18 protein-coding genes are annotated in these 20,352 nt (G+C 49.9%); all 18 read left to right on the top strand.

The features are described 5' to 3' along the window. Window positions 1-82 precede the first annotated feature (82 nt). A complete protein-coding gene (locus BMX45_RS27635; RefSeq protein ID WP_090913602.1) occupies window positions 83-1,738 on the top strand; it encodes a DUF6138 family protein in 1,656 nt (551 codons plus the stop codon). Window positions 1,739-2,057: 319 nt separating this feature from the next. Next, a complete protein-coding gene (locus tag BMX45_RS32290) occupies window positions 2,058-2,237 on the top strand; it encodes a response regulator (protein ID WP_090913600.1) in 180 nt (59 codons plus the stop codon). Window positions 2,238-2,366: 129 nt separating this feature from the next. Then, a complete protein-coding gene (locus BMX45_RS31505; protein WP_175495221.1) occupies window positions 2,367-2,576 on the top strand; it encodes a hypothetical protein in 210 nt (69 codons plus the stop codon). Window positions 2,577-3,075: 499 nt separating this feature from the next. Beyond that, window positions 3,076-3,309 (top strand): hypothetical protein, encoded by a 234-nt coding sequence (locus BMX45_RS27625; RefSeq protein WP_175495220.1) that lies wholly within the window; start codon window positions 3,076-3,078, stop codon window positions 3,307-3,309. After that, entirely contained in the window at window positions 3,300-3,494 is a 195-nt protein-coding gene (locus BMX45_RS27620; RefSeq protein WP_090913596.1) for a DUF3502 domain-containing protein, read from the top strand. Before BMX45_RS27625 ends, BMX45_RS27620 begins: the two co-directional genes overlap by 10 nt. A gap of 53 nt (window positions 3,495-3,547) precedes the next feature. Then, window positions 3,548-4,918 carry a BNR repeat-containing protein gene (locus BMX45_RS27615; RefSeq protein ID WP_090913594.1) on the top strand — a complete coding sequence of 457 codons (1,371 nt, stop codon included), beginning with the start codon at window positions 3,548-3,550 and terminating at the stop codon, window positions 4,916-4,918. 679 nt (window positions 4,919-5,597) lie between these two features. Further along, window positions 5,598-6,236, top strand: coding sequence for a spore coat protein (locus BMX45_RS27610; protein ID WP_009592027.1), 639 nt, complete (start codon window positions 5,598-5,600; stop codon window positions 6,234-6,236). Between the two features lie 176 nt (window positions 6,237-6,412). Beyond that, the gene (locus tag BMX45_RS27605; protein WP_090913593.1) at window positions 6,413-8,035 is read left to right on the top strand and encodes a helix-turn-helix domain-containing protein; all 1,623 of its coding nucleotides are present in this window, start codon (window positions 6,413-6,415) and stop codon (window positions 8,033-8,035) included. 62 nt (window positions 8,036-8,097) lie between these two features. Then, window positions 8,098-9,057, top strand: a complete 960-nt coding sequence (locus BMX45_RS27600) for an ABC transporter substrate-binding protein (RefSeq protein WP_090913591.1) — start codon at window positions 8,098-8,100, stop codon at window positions 9,055-9,057. 312 nt (window positions 9,058-9,369) lie between these two features. Continuing rightward, window positions 9,370-10,869 (top strand): malate:quinone oxidoreductase, encoded by a 1,500-nt coding sequence (locus BMX45_RS27595; protein ID WP_090913589.1) that lies wholly within the window; start codon window positions 9,370-9,372, stop codon window positions 10,867-10,869. Window positions 10,870-11,045: 176 nt separating this feature from the next. After that, window positions 11,046-12,647 carry a helix-turn-helix domain-containing protein gene (locus BMX45_RS27590; RefSeq protein ID WP_090913587.1) on the top strand — a complete coding sequence of 534 codons (1,602 nt, stop codon included), beginning with the start codon at window positions 11,046-11,048 and terminating at the stop codon, window positions 12,645-12,647. A 104-nt stretch (window positions 12,648-12,751) separates the two neighbouring features. Beyond that, entirely contained in the window at window positions 12,752-13,765 is a 1,014-nt protein-coding gene (locus BMX45_RS27585) for an ABC transporter substrate-binding protein (RefSeq protein ID WP_090913585.1), read from the top strand. Further along, window positions 13,762-14,757 (top strand): FecCD family ABC transporter permease, encoded by a 996-nt coding sequence (locus BMX45_RS27580; RefSeq protein WP_015735062.1) that lies wholly within the window; start codon window positions 13,762-13,764, stop codon window positions 14,755-14,757. The genes BMX45_RS27585 and BMX45_RS27580 overlap by 4 nt, the downstream gene beginning before the upstream one ends. Continuing rightward, a complete protein-coding gene (locus BMX45_RS27575) occupies window positions 14,754-15,797 on the top strand; it encodes a FecCD family ABC transporter permease (protein WP_090913583.1) in 1,044 nt (347 codons plus the stop codon). Before BMX45_RS27580 ends, BMX45_RS27575 begins: the two co-directional genes overlap by 4 nt. 18 nt (window positions 15,798-15,815) lie before the next feature. Then, window positions 15,816-16,616, top strand: coding sequence for an ABC transporter ATP-binding protein (locus BMX45_RS27570; RefSeq protein WP_090913581.1), 801 nt, complete (start codon window positions 15,816-15,818; stop codon window positions 16,614-16,616). A gap of 119 nt (window positions 16,617-16,735) precedes the next feature. Beyond that, the gene (locus tag BMX45_RS27565; protein ID WP_175495219.1) at window positions 16,736-17,530 is read left to right on the top strand and encodes a (2Fe-2S)-binding protein; all 795 of its coding nucleotides are present in this window, start codon (window positions 16,736-16,738) and stop codon (window positions 17,528-17,530) included. 210 nt (window positions 17,531-17,740) lie between these two features. Further along, complete coding sequence (locus BMX45_RS27560; protein ID WP_090913577.1) at window positions 17,741-18,757, top strand: glycoside hydrolase family 130 protein; 1,017 nt, start codon at window positions 17,741-17,743, stop codon at window positions 18,755-18,757. A 297-nt stretch (window positions 18,758-19,054) separates the two neighbouring features. Beyond that, a complete protein-coding gene (locus BMX45_RS27555) occupies window positions 19,055-20,350 on the top strand; it encodes an extracellular solute-binding protein (protein WP_090913575.1) in 1,296 nt (431 codons plus the stop codon). The last annotated feature ends 2 nt before the right edge of the window (window positions 20,351-20,352 follow it).

Genomic DNA, 20,352 nt, shown 5'->3' with positions numbered 1-20,352 from the left:
ATGGAGGTTTAAGTCATGATTATGTAGAGTGTAAGGGTAGATGAGGAACAATACGAAATGATATAAAGGAGCATAGCGGAACATGGATCAGACACTGGAAACACTTTTGAGTGAAATGAAACTGGAGATCGACAAATGGATGGCCTATATCAGCGATAAAAACGCGGAGGACATCGTAAAGCGTACTTCGCTGCAGATCGGGATTCACGACTATGCGCTGCTCGAATATGACAAGGGTAGGGTGAGCATGGCGGATCATGATCTGGACTTATCGATGCCGGTAGACAGGGGGACACTTGGTGAGACGTTGACCGAAAAACATGTGCTAGAGCACATCGTTCCTGAGCTATCCACTTATATGCAGCATAAATTGGACGAGATGCCGAGCTCGTTAATCGATTATCAGTTTACGTTTAATGGCAAATTTCGAGTGCGTGAAGGCGACCTGAACCTTTGCATTCTTACATATGCAGATGAGACAAAGAAGAAGTTATTACGGGAACGAATCGCAACCTATATTGCCAATAAGCTAGAAGCGGGAACCTATCCGACGAAACCTTTGGAGACGTTTTTCCTGTCTAGGCACGTCCTGGACGAGGAACTGTTTCCTGACGCGGATCCCGCATGGATCATTGCCGTTTTTGAGCGGGTTCAGCAATTGAACAAAGGGAACCAACATCTCGCAGAGCATCGATCTAATCTGATTACGGCTTTACGGAATTGGGCGGAGCAGCGTTGGCTGCCGCGTTATTTCGATAATATCGGGACGCAATGGCAGCCGGAATACAAGAAAAAAATCGACATTCATTTGGAAAATACCGAGCAGGGTCCAATCGAACTGCTGATCTACGCCGCCATCCTGATTCTGAAATACGAGCCCTCTTATAGCAGAAGCACAGGATTGGCTATGTTGAATTGCGCTAAGGAACTGGGGAGCGAACGGGCCAAACGATTGACTAAGGAAGGAAGCGGGACCTTCGCCAAGGAAGACGTCTATTTGCGTGACGAAATGGTGGACTGCACGGCCAACGATGTGTTTGCCGAGGTCTCCATAGCCATTAAGCAGGAAACGGGGGAGAGTTACGCTCGCGCGCTCCGGTTTCTGACACGCCTCTTCAGCTTGGGATTCCCGAAAAGCTATCAAATCAAACTGAAATCCTCGGTCAAGCAGTGGCTGCCGATCAAAGGATTGGCTAAGTCGGGGACGCATCGGTTCTTCGCCAACGCCTTGGAATACTCGGATTTGTATCCCTTCATGGAGGAGTATGCCAAAGCAGCGATGGAGCCGTTTGAATGGTATGCGGATACGGAAGGGGAAAAAAACTGCATGCCGGGAAGCTATGCCGTCTTTGGCCTCGGATTGAAGGATCAAACGTATTTCCCGTTGGTGGAAGAATACATGGGCAAAGTCGATGACGAACACCAATCCGTTCAAAACCATTTCACGGCAGCTTTTACTGAGCGGCATGGTGTTCGTACAGAAACCATTCCAACCTTGATAAAGTGCATGCTGCACTGCACCGATTCGATGAAACTGAAGATCCCATCGGACATGGAACACGATCTCAACGTCAGGCTGCTGCTCGATCAAGTTCGTGGCCTCCCGTATTACCAGGTGGAGCATATCGTATATTTGATCTGGGGCGGTACGGACAAGCTGAAGAAGATAGCCGCCAAAGCCGAAGGGGAGAGGGCGCAGTGGCTCACCGAGCTGGCGGAGGCCGCCTGTCGGAAGTAATCGTGTTCACTAAGGCCAACCTTAAATGAGTCAATGATGAGCTGCTGAAAGGCAGCTATTTTTATCCTTATCTAACCGTTCTAGGAAAAAATGATGCGAAAATGATGGATTCGAAGCCGTTAATATAGTAGCTAAAGGTAGACGCATTGATATAAAATACGGACAAGAAGACAGGAAGTATGGAGGCCGCTCGATAAATTGAAAGCGTTGTCTTTAAGAATCTGTGGAACTTATGAATGCAGGGGAGGGGCCATTTGATGAAAGTGCTGATTGCCGATGACGACGTTTACACAAGGGAGGGCCACGTTGAGGCGATCGAATGGAAGCGGCTGGGCATACAAGAATTTCTTCAGGCAGAAGACGGCTCGCAGCGCTCCAGCTGGCAGCGGCCCATCGACCAGATATTGTCATTACCGATGTTCGGATGCCCAAGCTGAACGGCATTGAATTTGCGGAGCGATTGTCGTCCGTCTGTCCTGAGCGGAAGGGCGGATTCTAATAAAATACAGCGTCCGCAGCTGAAGTTGCGGCTGACCGTATGCGACGACGGTCCGGGAGTAGGGGAGGAAGTCTCCCGTTCTGGGCGGTACCGGGGGAGCGGCTTGGGCTGCATAATATTAGGAAGCGGTTGGAGTATGATTTCAACGAAGCAGACGGAATTCACCTGCATTCGGTACCAGGGACGGGTGCAACCGTTACCATCGATGTCCCGGCCATCATGGGGGGACTTGCGTACCTCCCTTCTTCTCGAATCCGGTTGAGACTGGCTGGAATCGGCACGTTGTGGGCATTGCGAATAGAAGAGGCTCCGCTTCGAGTTGGAGTTGCCTTATATTGAGACCATGGGGACAGAGGATTCGCTATTTTGCCGAAATGGGCTCATTATGGTGACCTTGCGGACCAAGGATCCGTTATTGCACTATAATCGCAAATGATTCCACGCTAAATCCTGCAATAGCGGATCTCTTGTCCGCATATGGCTGTGAAAATAGATAAACCAAAGAAATAGCGGAACCAGGGTCCTCTATTATCGCAAATCCATGAAGTTGAACGAAGCCGGACCGATAGCTCTGGTCCTAATGAGGGAAATGGACATACGACGCTAATCCCTGGTGTTATTTTGGTAATAGCGGACGAATATTGAGAGATCACGAGGACAGAGGATACGCTATTTAACCGAAATGAGCTTATTATGGTTTACCTTGCGGACACATGCTCCGTTATTGCACCATAATTGCAAATGATTCCACGACGAATCCTCGCGAGGAAGGGACCTCAAGCATCATTCGGCAGCCCGTCGTACAATTGAAGGGCATTACGAATTGAAGGGCATTACGATGGGCGCGAGCAGCGAGCGGAATGGATCGTTTCTAACACGCCGCGAGATTCTGGCTGCCCAGGGAAACGCCACCAGCTGGACGGGATTGTATGACGGCAGCATGAGTCCGATGGAAAAATATCCGGGAGAATGGCAGGCCATCGTTGAGCATTTGCATTCGGAAGGCGCGAAACGGGCCGTAGAGAACGGAGAGAGCCCGCGGGCGGGATTCCGCTTCGATTCGTGCCGATAACGGCGGAGTTCGCAGCCATAGAGGCAGTCAGATCGCATTACATCGTACCGCTGTCCGTCGGCATGTCCGAAGGTATCGATGCTGATCTTGCGTTTGCGAGGCAGCAGATGAACGAAGCTGGATTCCCGAAATTCATGGTGGAGCTGCAGAATCAGCTGGATGCATTCGCTGCCATGAAACGATAGGGGATAATCATGAAGCAATCAAGTGATCCGACAAGGAAGCGAGGAGGTCTCAAATGACGAGTTCCAATATAAACCTTAATGCTGAACCTGAACGCATCGAACGCATCCCTATAACCCTTACCGGTGATGGTGCCTGGTGCTGGTTTGCCGATCCGAGGGCGCTGCGACATGTCAATGCCGCTACGGGCAGCGACAAGACATACATCGGGTACATCGATGTTGCGGGCAGCATCCAGGCGGTTCAATATGATCATGTGACCCAAGAACGCAAGCAAGTGAGGGTGCGGGAGGGTTTCCAGCAGGATGACCATAACAATCCGACGTTTTTGGCACTGCGTGACGGCCGGGTGATGATTTTTTATGCCGAGCACTCGACAACCCCATATTTTTATTATCGCGTCACAGCCCGTCCTGACGATCTAGAAACCTTAGGGCCTGAAAAAATCATCGATACCACGGGATATGGGAACACCACCTATCCTTCTCCCTTCGTGATGACGGATCAGCCCGGTTATTTCTATCTGCTGTGGCGGGGCATGAATTGGCACCCGACCGTCGCTAGGTACACGCTGCCGGATCCGGATGGCGACGTCACTTGCGCCATGGAACCGAAACAGATCATGGATTCCAGGTGTTCTGAACAAGAAACCGGAAAAAGGCCGTATGCCAAGTACGAAACGAACGGCAAAGACAAAATCATGATGACGTATACCTATACGCATCCAGATAATATGATTCCGAATTCATTGTACTATTCGTATTTGGACGTGAATACCCTGACGCTGCATGGGGCTGATGGACATCAGCTCGCAGATCTGAACCGTGGGCCGCTGAAGCTGGATAACAATGAAACCGATCCGGCCCATTTGGTCGACCGCCAGCCGCGCATACGCAACTGGAACTGGGATATTGCCGTCGATAAAGAGGGATACCCGGTGATCTTGTTTGTTAGGATCAATGAGGATAAAGACCGCCACCATTATTGTTACGCTAAGTGGTCCGGCTCCGATTGGCGGATTACACCGTTGGCGGATGGCGGACGATGGTTCCACCAAAATGATCAAAGAGAATTATGCTATTCCGGGGGCATGACATTGGATCATAACAACCCTTCCATCGTGTACATGTCAATCCCTGTACAGGGTGCATACGGTGAGGTCTTCGAAATTCATCAATGCGTCATTGCGCATGACGGGGTGATCGTCGAAATAAATCAAGTCACCGAAAACTCGACTCATAACAACGTTCGACCTTTCGTTGTCCGCCATGCGGCTCTGGGCGAAGCGTATGATTTGATATGGATGCACGGGGATTACTACTATTGGGATCATTCGCAAGGGCGATTGGGTTATACGACGGGGCTGCGAACCTTGTGTGAAATCGTAGCGATTGAAGACGAAGGGAAGACCGATCCTTCGGCATAAGTCATATATCGGCAACACTGAAAAGCGTCTTGGGAGTCGACCGTTTCCAGATAGGTGAAACGGTTGATTTTTTATTTGAGGTAAGGAATTTTTGTTAAAGAAACTGCTTCCCGATGAAGGCAGCATGGATAATGGCTAAATAAGACAAGCGCCTAAGGACACCGCATCATGTACATGTAAACGGATCCCTTACCGTCCGTTCTGAAGGATTGCTCTATTCGCTGCCTGCTATAGAAATTACGTGCTGATCACGACCAATTCGATGATCAGGATGATCACGATGCTGGCGAAGAAAACCCGCCGATTCCGGTTCAGAGGCTTCAGAAAATCACTCATTCGCCTATATGTAACGAGGCAGGCATCGATCGGTTCGATATATTTGGATAGGACAAAGTAGTCCCCAACCCGAGAACTGTAATTGTATCTGAGAATATGCTTTGGGTCCGGCGAAATATGGCTAGGTGTGAAGATTGTCGTGACTTATGTAACCCCGGTTTTCCAGGTTGCCCTGCCGTTCATGCTGCTGTTGACGATATGGATCAGAAATAAGTCGACTGCCTGAATACTTTTGATTCATGTAATGAACAATAAACCTGGACTGCAAATGCAATCCGTTCGCAGCGCCACCATCGTGGATTTATAGCTGCTTAAAATCGAAAAACCCATAGGAGGTACATGAATGCAATTCGAACAACAGCAAAATCATCAGAACATGGAAACCGGCATGATTCCACCGCAATTGAACCATGGCGGTCATGAAATGTTCGATGTCCACGAAGTACTGGCAGGAGCCATCAACACAATGAACACGTATACCATGCTGAGCGGTCATGTGCAGGATCCGGAGCTTCGGGATATCTTGCAGCGCCAGAAGCAATTTATGGCAGATGAATATAATATCACCTTAGAATGCTTCAAAACAGGACAAGATCCATCCAAGTCGACGCAAAGCTATAAAATGAAGCAGGGGAACGACTTCATCTACGGCATGAAACCGGGACAACCGAAAAAACCGATGCAGTCCACTGCCGAGATCAATGATGAAACCGTTGCGCTCAGTATGCTGAACGCCGTGAAATCCGGCGCTACCATGAAAACGAATGCAGCGATGGAATCCACGAATCCGGTTGTGCGCCGCGTCCTTGCGGATTCCCTTCCCAACTGCATCGAAATGGCGTATGAAATTTCGCTTTATCAAAACAAGCACGGCTACTATCAAGTGCCGCAGCTGCCTCAGCAAGATATGCAGTATATGCAGAATAGCTACGCCACGGCTCCGATCCAGTCTCAAATGCCAGGCAAAATGGCCCCTCACTAAATCCATAAAAGCGCCAAGTCCACAAGGAAATGGCGCTTTTATTTTTTCTGATTTCATCAGATCACATCAGTTATAAGAGAGAATTCAGCTAGAGCTGAACACACTATTTTATTGAGAATGATTATCAATGAGATTATAATAGGTTAAAACAGGAGTTCGTCAGAAGGAGCGCCAGCATGGAAGAAACGCAATATTCGCTGTTGGGAGTACGGTACATAAAGCAAGGTCACGCCGAAGAGCCAGTCGGGGGTTTCAAGGAGACGCATACCCTATACCTGATCCATAAAGGCTCCGGCGACTTATATTTGAACGGAGGAAAGCACCGACTGAAGGCGAAGGCTGTCTGTTATTGTCCGCCGGGTTCGATCGTCGACATTCAACGGACGCCGTCTTCCCCGGTGCCGCTGGAGGTTTACGAATTGCGTTATGAAGTATGGGATCTCAAGGAGAGCACCACGTGCAACAGGGTATACATCAAGAATTTGTCTGCACTGATGGACACCGGCAAGCTTCCCTTCGCCGCAACGCACGAAGCTCTTGTCTTGATTCAAGAACTAAGCCAAAGAATGCAAGATCAAGCAGGAGGCGGAGGACTTGCAGCTCGTCTTTGCATCGACGCGGTATTCAAACAGTTGTTGAGTGCGCTGCTGCGATCAACGAACGATAAGAATCGGGAAGAGGATTGGCTTGAGCGTATGAGACTTGCAGTTGAATATATGGAGAAGCATTATCACATAGCCTTAACGCGCAACGACATGGCAAAGAGGGCTGGATTTACGCCGGAGCACTTTTCCGTATCGTTCAAAAAAGCAACGGGCTCCGGTTTCACGGAGTATTTAACCCGGCTGCGACTCGAGAAAGCCAGAGAGGCATTGCTTGACGGCGACGATCGCAATCTCGACCGCATTGCACGGGAGGTCGGATACCAAGACGGCATGTATTTAAGCCGGAAATTCAAGCAGCATTTCGGCCACTCTCCACGCGATTATATGCAGCGGCCAAAGCGTATTGTGGCACTGCAATACCTGGGCCACCTGCTGGCGCTCGGACTTACGCCCGTGGGAACGTCATCGAATCTGCTGCGCGCCCGCCCCTACAGGGGAATGCTTAAGCATGTAGCGGATATCGGAGATGCCAAATCGCACCGTGCGATTGCCTCCGTGCAGCCTGATCTGATCGTCACATCCGGACCCAACAGCGAGCCTTTGTCCCGGCTCGCAACAACGATCTCGATTCCATGGGGGCAGGAAGACTCTTTAGACGAGCTGCTCCGGTTAGGCAGAGCGCTGAATCGCGAGCGGGAGGCGGAGAGCTGGATTTCTGCGTTTCGGGCGAAAGAGGAAGCTGCAGCCTCGATAGTCGCCAACAGAATCAGTACTCATAACGCGACGGCAGTTGTACTGGAGTTTTGGCAGGACCGGTTATGGGCGGTCAATATCGCCTATGGCAGAGGCCTTCGAAATTTATACCGGACCTTTTCCTTTCAGCCGCCGGAGCCGCTGACTGATTACGTCCTGGGAGAAGGAATCGGCTTGGAATTAACGCCGGATATGCTTGCCGCGCATGCGGCGGATTATATATTCGTAACCGTGTGGGAAGCGGGTGGAGGTGCAGCATATGCGAAACGGGTTATGAACAGCAAGGAATGGAGGAGCCTGCCCGCCGTTCGCAACGGCAATGTGTTCTTACTTGATCTGGAGCTGTTTAAGCATAATGACCCGTTAGCGTTAGAACAGCAATTAAGCATCCAAACCGAACTTCTTACAAATGTCCATAGAACCGCAAACGGAGCGCAATAGACGAGCCTTCTCCCTATTATTATAATAATGATAATCATTATCAATAGGTGGAGGGTTTATGGATGCAGTGGCTTAAAGGTTGGAAACTGGCTCTGATCGGAAGTTTGGTCATCGTATTGGGAGCATGCGGGGATTCTGGACAGCAAAGCGAGAAGGTGGTGGACCAAGCGGGTCAACAAACAGAAGCAACACGCAAATTCGAAACGGTTATGGGAGAGATCGAGATTCCGAAGGAACCGAAGCGAATCGTTGCGACGCAATACCTGGGCCATTTGTTGACCTTGGGCGTTAAGCCGGTCGGGGCAGGTACAGCCAGCTTGAATCAATATTTTTTGCAGGATTTGACGGACGGAATCGAGGATATCGGCGATGATCAAGCGGCGCTTGAGAAAATCGTGTCCCTTGATCCCGACCTTATTATTCGGCCTTCGGATAAGAATTATGAACAATTCGCCAAAATCGCACCGACGATTGTCATTCCTTGGGGAGCCAAGGATTTGTATGCTGAGCTGCGGGAATTCGGCGATTTTCTCGGGAAATCGGAGGAAGCCGAGGAGGTGATCCGGCATTACGAGGAGAAGCTCGCTGAGGCCAGAATCAAACTGAACAGCGTAGTCAAGGAAGGAGAAACCGTTGGCGTTTACGAGATTTGGGCGAAAAACTTCTGGGTTGTGGGAGAAAGATTTGGCCGTGGAACCCGTAATCTCTATTCCGGTCTCGGCTATCAGCCGCCTGAAGCCGTGAAAGGGCAGGTCGTAAACGGAGGCGCCGGTTTGGACATTTCGCTGGAATCGCTGCCGGACATGGCCGCGGATTACATGTTCGTGACCGTCTACGATGCGGACGGGGGCGGGGAGCGAGCCAACGAGATATTGGAGAGCGCGCTGTGGAAATCCCTTCCGGCATACAAAAACAACCGCATCTTTACGCTGGATATCAACCAGCTCTCCGCAGGCGACCTGATCTCGCTTGAAAAGCAATTGGAGATTCAGACGAATCTGCTGCTCGGCAACGTGAAGTAGCCGCAACATGGGAAAATAATGTCGAAACCCGCTTAAAGTCGCGATCCTCGCGGCTTTTTTTGTTATGACGTTAGCCGGATTATGAGGCGTTGGATATTGTGGAGGATCTTCTCACTTTGTTAACTACTTGAAATCGTTTATAATGATTAGATAATAGTAGATATTTTAATCTATCAATATTTATAATAGACTATAATATGGTGATTATTGACACAGAAAAGGTGTGTTTTCAGAAGACGCCTTGCTTTTTATCGACATTTTTAGCAGGGACGCCTACTCTTTTTTCAAATATATGGGATAAGGAAGGGTATAATGAGCAACATGGACAAAAAAACAGACGTAATCTTGATTGGTGCCGGCGTCATGAGCGCGACACTGGGAGCCTTACTGAAGGAGCTAGTGCCCGATTGGGAGATCAAAGTGTTCGAGAAACTCGCAAGCGCGGGGGAAGAAAGCTCCAATGAATGGAATAATGCGGGGACCGGCCATTCCGCACTATGCGAGCTTAACTATACGTCCGAAAAACCTGACGGATCTATAGACATCAGCAAAGCGATCAACATCAACGAGCAGTTCCAGGTCTCAAGACAGTTCTGGTCTTATCTGGTAAGCAGCAATCTGATTCGCAATCCGCAGGACTTTATCATGCCTATACCTCATATGAGTTTGGTTCAGGGCGAAAAAGACGTGGCCTTTTTGAAAAAACGTTTTGAAGCGCTGTCAAATCATCCTCTCTTTCAAGGAATGGAATATTCCGAGGATCCCGAGCAGCTGAAGGAATGGATTCCGCTTATTATGGAAGGGCGCACATCGAACGAACCGTTAGCGGCAACCAAAATCGATTCCGGGACGGACATTAACTTTGGCGCTTTAACGCGCATGCTGTTTGAGCATCTGAAGAACAAAGACGTGGAGGTCAACTACAAGCACAGCGTGAAGGATATCAAGCGTACTCCCGATGGCTCGTGGAAAGTAAAAGTGTTGGATATCGATAGCGGCAGAACCGAGTTCCATACGGCCAAGTTCGTCTTTATCGGCGGCGGAGGCGGCAGCCTGCATTTATTGCAAAAAACCGGCATTCCCGAATCCAAGCATATCGGAGGGTTCCCGGTAAGCGGACTGTTCATGGTCTGCAAGAATCAAGAAGTCGTTGCGCAGCATCATGCCAAGGTATACGGAAAAGCCAAGGTTGGCGCTCCTCCGATGTCGGTGCCCCATCTGGACACAAGATACATCGATAACCAAAAAGCACTGCTCTTCGGTCCGTTTGCCGGCTTCTCGCCGAAGTTCCTAAAAACGGGTTCGAATTTCGATTTGATCGGTTCCGTCAAACCGAATAACGTCTTCACGATGCTGGCGGCAGGGGTTAAAGAAATGGCGTTGACCCGATACCTGATCCAGCAGGTGGTGCTATCGAATGAGAAGCGCATGGAAGAGCTGCGCGAGTTCATCCCGAACGCGAAGAGCGAGGATTGGGAAATCGTCGTGGCGGGCCAACGCGTACAAGTCATTAAGGATACGGCTAACGGAAAGGGCACGCTGCAATTCGGGACCGAAGTGGTTAGTGCGGCGGATGGCTCGGTCGCAGCCCTGCTTGGTGCTTCGCCCGGGGCTTCGACGGCCGTTCACGTGATGCTAGAGGTATTGCAGAAATGCTTCCCGCAGCAGATGAAGGAATGGGAACCGAAAATCAAGGAAATGATTCCTTCTTACGGGATGTCGCTTTCGAAGAATCCGGCTCTTTTTGAAGAAATTCAAGATTCAACTTCGGAAAAGCTAGGTTTAAGTTTGAAAACACTGGTTCATAGTTAATCTCTTTTATGATGGAAAACCAACCCGGTATAGCGGTTGGTTTTTTTTCGTTCCGTGGGCTTGCAGTGAATTCAGCGATGCTTCACTTCAAGGATAAAAACTTGGCATTGATAAGTCATACCTTCACCCATAAAATATAATGAGAATGTTTCTCAATAACAAAGGGGGAAGTTGATATGTTCGAGGAGTTAACGGAAATGCATGGCTATCTGTACAAGCTTGTCCATGCACGGTCTCCGGAAGATACGCCCGGTATGAAAGTTGATAACAACAATCACCTTATGCTTCTTGTGTTCTCTGATAAGCAGAAGATAACAATTGAGCGGAAGCCTTATCATGTCGGCCCTCATAAGGTCATCTTGCTGCCGGCAGGTCTTTGGATTGAGGATAAGTCCGAATTGATGGGCAGTTTGGCATTGGAGTTTGTCATCCTGGAAGAAACGCAAGCTTATCATTATGCGCCTGTAAGCTTAAGCCGAGTTATCGAGGTTGAGGTGGGTCCTTTCCCGTCGTTGTACCAATCCGTGCTGGATATCAGAACCAAGTGGAGTGGGGAACGTGTGGATCAGCTGAAGGCCCAGCATATGTTTCTAGAGCTGCTAATAATGATCATGGAGAATGCAGCCGAAAAACCTCATACCGAACATGAACGAGTGGTCAAGCAAACCGTTGAATACATTCATCGTCACTATCATCGTAATATCAGCCGAGAGCATTTGGCAGAGCGTGCAGGTCTTAGCAGCGATTATTTCACGAGAATCTTCAAGCGGCAGCTTGGAAAATCGCCGATGTCTTACTTATCGGCGGTCAGGCTGAACCACGCAAAGCAAGAGCTATTATTAACGAAGGACTCGTTTCGGACGATCGCCCAGCGCATCGGTTATGCGGACGAATTTTATTTTAGCCGCAAATTCCGAATGATGACGGGCATGTCGCCGTCCATGTATGTGAAGCAAATGAAAAAGGCGGATAAAATCGTATCCCTTCACCACCATCTGACCGGCCATTTGCTTGCGCTTGGAATTGAGCCTTACGCTGCCATCGTCAATTCCTATTATCCGATCGCGTTACATAATACGATTGAAATTGGTCATTTCCGACCTGATCTGGACAAGCTGGCCTCGGCGAACCCCGATGTCATTTTCACATGCGATATCTATGACGAGGAAACCTCTGCCAAGGCAAAAATGTTTGAGCATATCACGCAAACGATAAGCATTCCTTTCTATGACGATTGGCGTACCCAGTTTTGTAAAATAGCCACGGCAACCGGGAAGGACAAGGAGGCGGGGCTATGGCTTGAAAAGTACCAGGCAAAATCCCTGAGTGTTCGCACAAGCATCAAGCCGTATGTCGATGGAAAAACAGCCCTGATCATCGGTCTCGGCAACGGTATACTCTGTCTGTTTGGTCAGCGCAACGTAGGTGCGGTGGTTTATGACGATTTGGGGCTTAAGCCGCCCTCGGGCTTGGGCTCCATTCCTCTGTACCGCGAGATAGCTTATGAGGACATTTTCGATTACGATCCAGATATCATTTTTTTGACCAGCTTTCGTAATGACGGCTCGCAGCAAACCAAAGCGGCCATCCGGCAGACCTTGAATCAATGGTATCGGGACCCAAGATGGAAGTCGAAAAGGGCGGTTCGGAATCAGGAGGTATACTCACTGTTGGAGAGCCAGCATTTATATACAATGTATACTGCCTATTCGCATGATCTGCTGCTGGACCGTCTGCATGACTTGCTTGTGTCGGATTTGTCCAAAGAGTGGACGTAATTACCTATGTTCATGCCCTAGGCTTTTTTTATAATTAATAATGAGAATCAATATCAATGGTATTGACTTATTAATTCATAGAGATGACGGGGGAGAAGAAACAGATGCAAGTTTGGAAAAAACCGTGGCTGTTTGCCATGTTGCTGGTGATTGTACTCGTTGTATCGGGGTGTGGACTAAATCAGGGAAGTGTATCGAAGGAACCTGCTTCGCAACAAAGCGGATCGCCAACAATAGGCAGCCAGAACGAAGCGATAACCCCGGCCAACGAATCGGAAGTTCGTACCATAAAACATGAGATGGGCGAGACCAAAATTCAAGGTAACCCGACTCGTATCATCACCTTATATCAAGGAGCGAACGATGCAGCGGTCGCATATGGGGTTAAGCCTGTTGGCATTGTCGAATCCTGGCTACAAAAACCGGTGTATGATTATTTGCGAGATGAGTTAGACGACGTTCCCCAGCTCGGCACGGAGGTTCAGCCAAATCTTGAAGAAATCTACAAGTTGAAGCCAGACGTTATCTTCGCAACGAAAACGAGACATGAAGGCATCTATGATCAGCTCAGCCAGATTGCACCCACGGTCATGATCGGTGAAGTATACGACTGGAAAGCCTCGGTCAATTTGATGGGTGAGGTTCTGAACCGGGAAGATAAGTCCAAAGAACTTATGGCAGAATGGGACTCCAGAGTTGACGACTTTAAACAGAAAATGGAGGATCGCCTCCCCATCGAAGCGACCATCACTAATTTCAGGGCGGATCATGCGAGAATCTTCTACATGGGTTATGCCGGAGGCATTCTGAAAGAACTCGGATTCGCTCGTCCTGAGGGACACGATGCGGAGGTATGGGGCGTTCAGTTGACTTCCAAGGAGAGCATACCCGATATGAATGCTGACGTTATTTTCAATTTCAACTCGGGTGACGATATGGCAGCGGTAGAGAAGTATTACAAAGATTGGACAAGCCATCCCCTCTGGGCAAACCTGGATGCCGTCAAGAACAACCAAGTCTATATGGTTGATGAAGTCTCCTGGAATATGGCTGGAGGCATTCTGTCGGCGCACCTAATGCTCGATAGTCTGTACGATTTGTTTGAGTTGGACAAATGAACAAGCGCAATGCCCTGTTATTGCTCAGCGCATTCATTCTGATGGCCGGCGCGTTCATTGCGAGCCTGCTGCTGGGGCGGACGAATTATTCTTGGGTTACGCTCGTATCTTCGTTTACCCAGTATAATCCGGAACAGGTCGACCATCTCATTATTCGGACTGAGCGTCTGTCCCGGGCAGTCATTGCTTTGTCGGTAGGGGCTGCCGTCTCCTTGGCAGGGGCCATGATGCAAGCATTAACCCGGAATCCGCTTGCCTCCCCGGACGTTTTCGGCATTAACTCAGGCGCGATCCTGCTGGTCGTGCTGGCAACGCTCCTCAATCCAAGCAGCCCGATGTTGCATTTGGCCTTATACGCGGTAGGAGGTGCGACGGTGTCCGCATTCATCGTGTACGGGCTGGGCTCGTTGGGACGCGACGGGCTCACTCCTATTAAGCTAGTTCTAGCCGGTTCAGCGATAACCGCCTTATTCTCGTCCGGTACGCAGGCTATTCTTGTCATGAATGAAAACGGGCTGCAGGATGTGTTGTTTTGGCTGGCAGGTTCCGTGAGCGGCCGCTCGATTGATCAGGTCCTGCCACTGTTCCCGTTTATGGCGGCAGCGGGCGTGGCAGCCCTGTTCATGGGCCGGGCGGTCAACCTGCTTATGACCGGGGAGGACGTTGCGAAAGGACTCGGACAAAACACCGTGCAGGTGAAACTGATGCTCGGCGTCCTGATCGTCGTTCTTGCCGGCGGTTCGGTAGCCATCGTCGGCGCGGTGGGTTTTATCGGCCTGTTCGTTCCGCATTTGGCACGCTCTTTGACAGGACGGGATTACCGTTGGGCTTTGCCCTTCTCTGCCGTATTGGGGGGGCTGCTGTTAATCATCGCGGATATAGCGGCACGGCTGTTGATTATGCCTAATGAAATTCCGATCGGCGTAATGACCGCGGCTATCGGAATTCCGTTTTTCATTCATGTCGCTCGTAAGGGAGGGGCGTGGAAGTGAAACGATATACCCATATTCGAAGTCGAACGGGAAGCATGGACCTACAATTCGAGACAATAAGTTTGATCTGGATACTACTGGGTTTATTGGCCTTTGTCGTGGCCATTGCCATGGGAACAGGGTGGGGAGATACCTATATATCGCCGAATGCCGTCCTTTCAACCTTATTCGGCACGGGATCGGGAGAGCACGATTTTATCCTGCTAACGCTTCGGATGCCGCGGGTATTGACCGCCTTGTTCGTCGGAGCGGCCCTTGGCGTAGCCGGTGCCATTCTGCAGGGGATCATTCGCAATCCGCTGGCATCGCCGGATATTATAGGCATTACCGGTGGGGCTTCGGTAGCCGCGGTGAGTTTCATTACGTTTGCCGGCGGTGTCGCAAGTATCAAGCTCCTGCCGTTAGCCTCCATTGCAGGAGCGCTTCTGATCTCCTTGCTAGTGTATGGCCTGTCATGGAAAAAGGGAGTTACGCCGATTCGTATGGTGCTGATCGGAATCGGCTTATCCGCTGCCGCTAAAGCGGCAACGACGCTAATGATTGTTATGAGCCCCGCCATATCGGCCGGCAAAGCATATCTTTGGCTTACCGGAAGCGTTTATGGGGCTTCCTGGCAAAACGTATATACGATTGTTCCGGTTGTTGTGCTTGGTACTTTGCTTGCCCTGGCATTCAGCCGAAGCCTGAATGCCCAGGAGCTTGGCGATGATATTGCAAGCAGTCTGGGCGTCAAGGTACAGCGGCATCGATTCCTGCTCATCCTCATTAGCGTAGTTCTAGCGGGGACTGCCGTATCCGTCGCGGGCGCGATCGGTTTTATCGGTTTGATCGCGCCGCATATCGCGCGGCGATTGGTTGGCCGATTGTATGGGGGAATGATGCTGGTGTCCGGTCTGATCGGCGGGCTTCTCGTCTTCATGGCCGATCTGATCGCCCGTACCCTGTTCTATCCGCTGGATATTCCGGCAGGTATCTTCACGGCCGGTATAGGTGCTCCGTTCTTCATCTATTTACTGTTCAGGAACCGCAATCAGATATAGCTAAGGAGGGAAGCCGTTTTGACAACGCTGCAAGTAAAAGAGCTGACCGTAGGGTATGGGCCCAAGACGGTAATCAAGGATATGAACCTGATGATTCCTGAAGGAAAAATAACCGTATTCATTGGTGGAAACGGGTGCGGAAAATCGACTTTACTGCGCACGCTTGCCCGATTGCAGAAGCCTGATACCGGCGCGGTTTTGCTGGATGGCAGGCAAATTGCCCAGATGTCGACCAAAGAGGTGGCCAAGAGCTTGTCCATATTGCCTCAGGGTCCATCGGCGCCGGAAGGCCTTACTGTCCGTCAATTGGTTCGCCAGGGAAGATACCCGCATCAGAGCTGGTTGAAACAGTGGTCGCCAGTTGATGAAGAGATGGTGAACGTTGCATTAAAGTCTACCCGCGTGGAAGCTTTTGCCGATCAGACCGTGGACTCCCTCTCCGGTGGCCAGAGGCAGCGAGCATGGATTGCCATGACCCTGGCTCAAGGAACCGGTATGCTGCTGCTCGACGAACCGACGACATATCTGGACCTGTCCCATCAGGTAGAGATATTGGATATGCTGTATGAACTGAATGAGCGGGATCAGCGCACCATCGTCATGGTGCTGCATGACCTGAATTTAGCTTGCCGTTATGCACACCACATGGTGGCTGTAAGCGAGGGGAATATTTATGCGTTCGGAGCACCTGAGGAAATCGTGACGCCGGAAACTGTTAAAGACGTCTTCCAATTGGATTGCGAGGTCATACCAGATCCCTTGTTCGGCACGCCGCTGTGTATCCCTAGGGGAAAGGGTAGAATTATCGGGCAGTTTTAAGCGTCCCTGTTTGGATCGTTGTTTGTAGGAAGGTCTTTCATACTTGCTGCATCGGTACGGGTATCCGTTGAAGGTTGAATACGAACAGAGTGAGGATAAACGATATGGAACCAAAGTGCTTGGACGAGTTACAAAAGAAGTTCGGCATTCGGACGGATGCCGTGACGGGCAGTTATTCAATTGAGCTTCGGTTACTGCTGCATGATGAGGAAGCGAAGCGGTTTCTTGATGAATACAATGTCGTTATTCGTGGGGAGGATCGAGCAGTCGCAGCTGTTTTTTGCGCGGGTTGGCTGAGCAAAATCGCCTTGGGTCTGCAATATGCCATTTCCGTTTGGCAAATCGCACCCGATTTTTCAATACCGAATATGACTCTGCATTGGACGACCAACAACCATAAAATGAGCTATTTCATAGAGATGAGTCATTGGCAGGCTGGATTAGCTCCTGAAAACGAAGTGGATCGACGGGGTTGGTTAGAGAGCGTCATGGAGAGATTCTACTTCGCTACAGCAAGACCGCTATTGGAAAGCTTGTCGGCGGCTAGCGGACTCCACATCCAACAGCTCTGGGGGCAATGGCCAACCCGATTCTATCGGGAACATCAGACATGGCTGGAGGAGCAGCACAACGAAGTGATAAAGAACCGTCTTCATGAGGATTATCGATTTTTACTTGAAGAACTGGACCCCGAGGCAGCTTTTGCTCGGAAGAAAAATCCCTTCGCAGTGAAAATTCGTCCGCTTCCGCCGTTGGTTGACCCCGACTACCGGCCACCGATGAAAACGGCCTGCTGTCTTTATTACCGCACGGAAGGAAGCGATTACTGTTATACCTGCCCGCGTTTGAATGAACAGCAGCGTGAAGTGAAAAGAAGGGAATACATAGCGATGTTACAGGAAAATACGCATTGATGGGGACCATTCGTGCTCTTAATGCGAAAAACATGAGTCCAGCGGTTCAATGTTGAACCGCTTTTTTTTATGCTGCCAAGCATCACTGATAACAATATTTCGGATAATATTGAAAGTTTACAGGATATTATGAACGGACCAAGCCTCTTATAATGAGTTAAAGAAAGCAGCTTGATAACACTTACATAGCAATCACGAGGAGGCTTATCCATGAAAATCACCCGGCATGCGGAAAATCCGATAGTAGTGCCTGGACTCTACGATTGGAGAAAGGTGACGGTATTCAATCCGGCCGTCATTATCGATAACGGAAAATTCTATATGATTGAACGGACGGCAGGATCCCTGACTCCCTGCAAGAACTACCTGGGTCTGCTGGAGAGCACGGATGGCGTGCATTTCACCCATGTGCTGGACGAACCGGTGGTAACGCCGGACCAGCTGGGGTTCCCCTATGGCAGCATCCAGGACCCGCGAATCGTCAAGATCGACGACACCTTTTATTTGAACTATGCCTTGCGCCCGTGCGCCATGAACTATTACCCGACGGGAGCCGGCATCCCCGAACGCGCGATTCCCGAATATCCGGACGGCTGGGGCCAAGAGGAAGGCCATTGGCTGACGCGTTCCGGGATCCTGACTTCGAAGGATCTCATTCATTGGGAGTACCTGTGCGATACAACACCGCTTGATATCAATGATCGCGACAACATTCTGTTCCCGGAGAAAATCAACGGCAAGTATGTGCTGCTTCGCAGACCGGAAGAATACGTAGGGGAGGAATACGGAACCGAAAAAGCCGCCATGTGGATCAGCTACTCCGATGACTTGGTGCATTGGGACGAGCCGAAGCTGTTGGCAAAAGCCGAGAACAACGATTGGGAGTTTAAAAAAATCGGCGGCTCGACGCCTCCGGTGCGGACGGACAAAGGTTGGCTGGTGCTCTACCACGGCGTAGACCAAGATACCGTTTATCGCGTGGGGGCTTTGCTGCTGGATCTGGAGAATCCGGAGAAAATCATCGCCAGAACCCGCCGGTTCATTATGGAGCCGGAGACGTATTATGAAAAATTCGGCTATCAGATCCCGAACGTCATTTTCCCGACAGGCAATGTGGTCAAGGACGGTCTCCTCTATATCTATTACGGCGTAACCGATACGGCAATTGCCCTTGCGACGGTACCATTAGATGATTTGGTGGATTATATTTTGAACGAACCGCAATAAAGACGCTTCAGGGCGTGGCAAATGACTTGGTTTCACTGCCACGCTATCTGTAAAACCTAAGATGTAAGCGATACCATCATAATGGAAAAACGTGAATTTAATGTAACGAAAATTGACGCTATCTAAAGAAATATGATGAATGAGAACTCCGTTTTGTCCGAAATGACTTAAAAAAATCAGATGAAATCGTTTTTTTAGCGGATATTGGGATCTCTAACCCGATTGTATAATTAATATATCTTATATTGTTAAATATAAGAACATGATATGTAACATATATAGAGAGGGGTATAACAAATGAAAACGTCTAAGAAGCTTAGAACGATGCTGCTCACCGGAACTGCTGCGCTGCTGCTCATGTCAACCGTCGCTTGCGGCTCCGGAGAGAAAGACGCTGCCCAACCGGAAAAGGTTACCTTGAACATCATGCATCCATGGACATCGCCGAACGTGGATAACGAGGTGTACAAAGAGCGGATCGCCGAGTTCGAAAAACAGCATCCCGACATTATCATCAAGCAGGACGGGGTAGCGGCAACGGAGTATAAAACGAAGCTGCGCACGTTGGCTGCCGCCAACAACCTGTCGGATATCAATGTCGTATGGCCTGGTGCCGACCTGGCTCCTCTGGTAGCCGGGGATCTGCTGATGCCGCTGGATGACCTGATGGATAACTGGAAGGATATTTTGCCGGAGGACGCATTGTCCGGATTTAACCAGAAGGGCAGTCAATTCGCCGTGCCGACCAAACAAACCTTCGTGGACATTATTTATTACAATAAAGAGATGTTCGCCGGGGTCGGTTATGACCAATTTCCGGCTACCTACGACGAATTCATCGATGCGGTGAAAAAGCTGAAGGAAGCCGGCATTACGCCGATCTCCTTGGGCAACAAAGAGAAATGGCCGCTTCAATCGTCCTTCTTGTCGATTATCGGGGACCGTTACGTAGGCAGTGACTTCTTGCAGAAAATTCTGAACAAGGAAGCCAAATTTACTGATCCCGAATACGTGAAAGCGATTGCCGTCATCGACGAACTGTCCAAGCTGGGAGCATTCAATACGGATGCGAACAACATGGATTCCGTACAAGGGCAGGACTATTTCATTCAAGGCAAGGCAGCGATGCATATTTCTTCTTCTACCGTTGACGGAAGAATCCGCATCAACAACGAGGAAGGGGACAAATTCGGCATTGCGCTCTTCCCGAGCGTCCCTGGCGGATCCGGCGATCCGGTGAAAAGCGCGGGCGTCGTTCAGTACGGCATCTCCATTAAAAAAGGATTGAGCGATGAAAAGAAAGCGGCTGCCGAGGAATTCATTAAGTTTTTTGTCAATGAGGACCTGTACAAAGATCTGATCAGTAAAGGGGTTGTCGTACCGGCCAACGTTGAAATTCCTGAAGAGGCGAGTCCGTATCTCAAGGAAATGCTGGAGTTGACCAACAAGGGAACGGCACCGGTGTTCGACAGCGTCATTCCGACGCAAGTTACCGACGTCATGCAGAACGGATTGCAGGCTCTGACCATCGGCAGAGGGACGCCGGAGGAGCTCGCCCAAGAGGTTCAGGAAGCTTTCGACAGCATGAAGTAAGT

Source organism: Paenibacillus sp. cl141a, from assembly GCF_900109305.1.
GTDB classification, from domain to species: Bacteria; Bacillota; Bacilli; order Paenibacillales; family Paenibacillaceae; genus Paenibacillus_AQ; species Paenibacillus_AQ lautus_A.
This window is presented reverse-complemented; position numbering and strand designations above follow the sequence as displayed.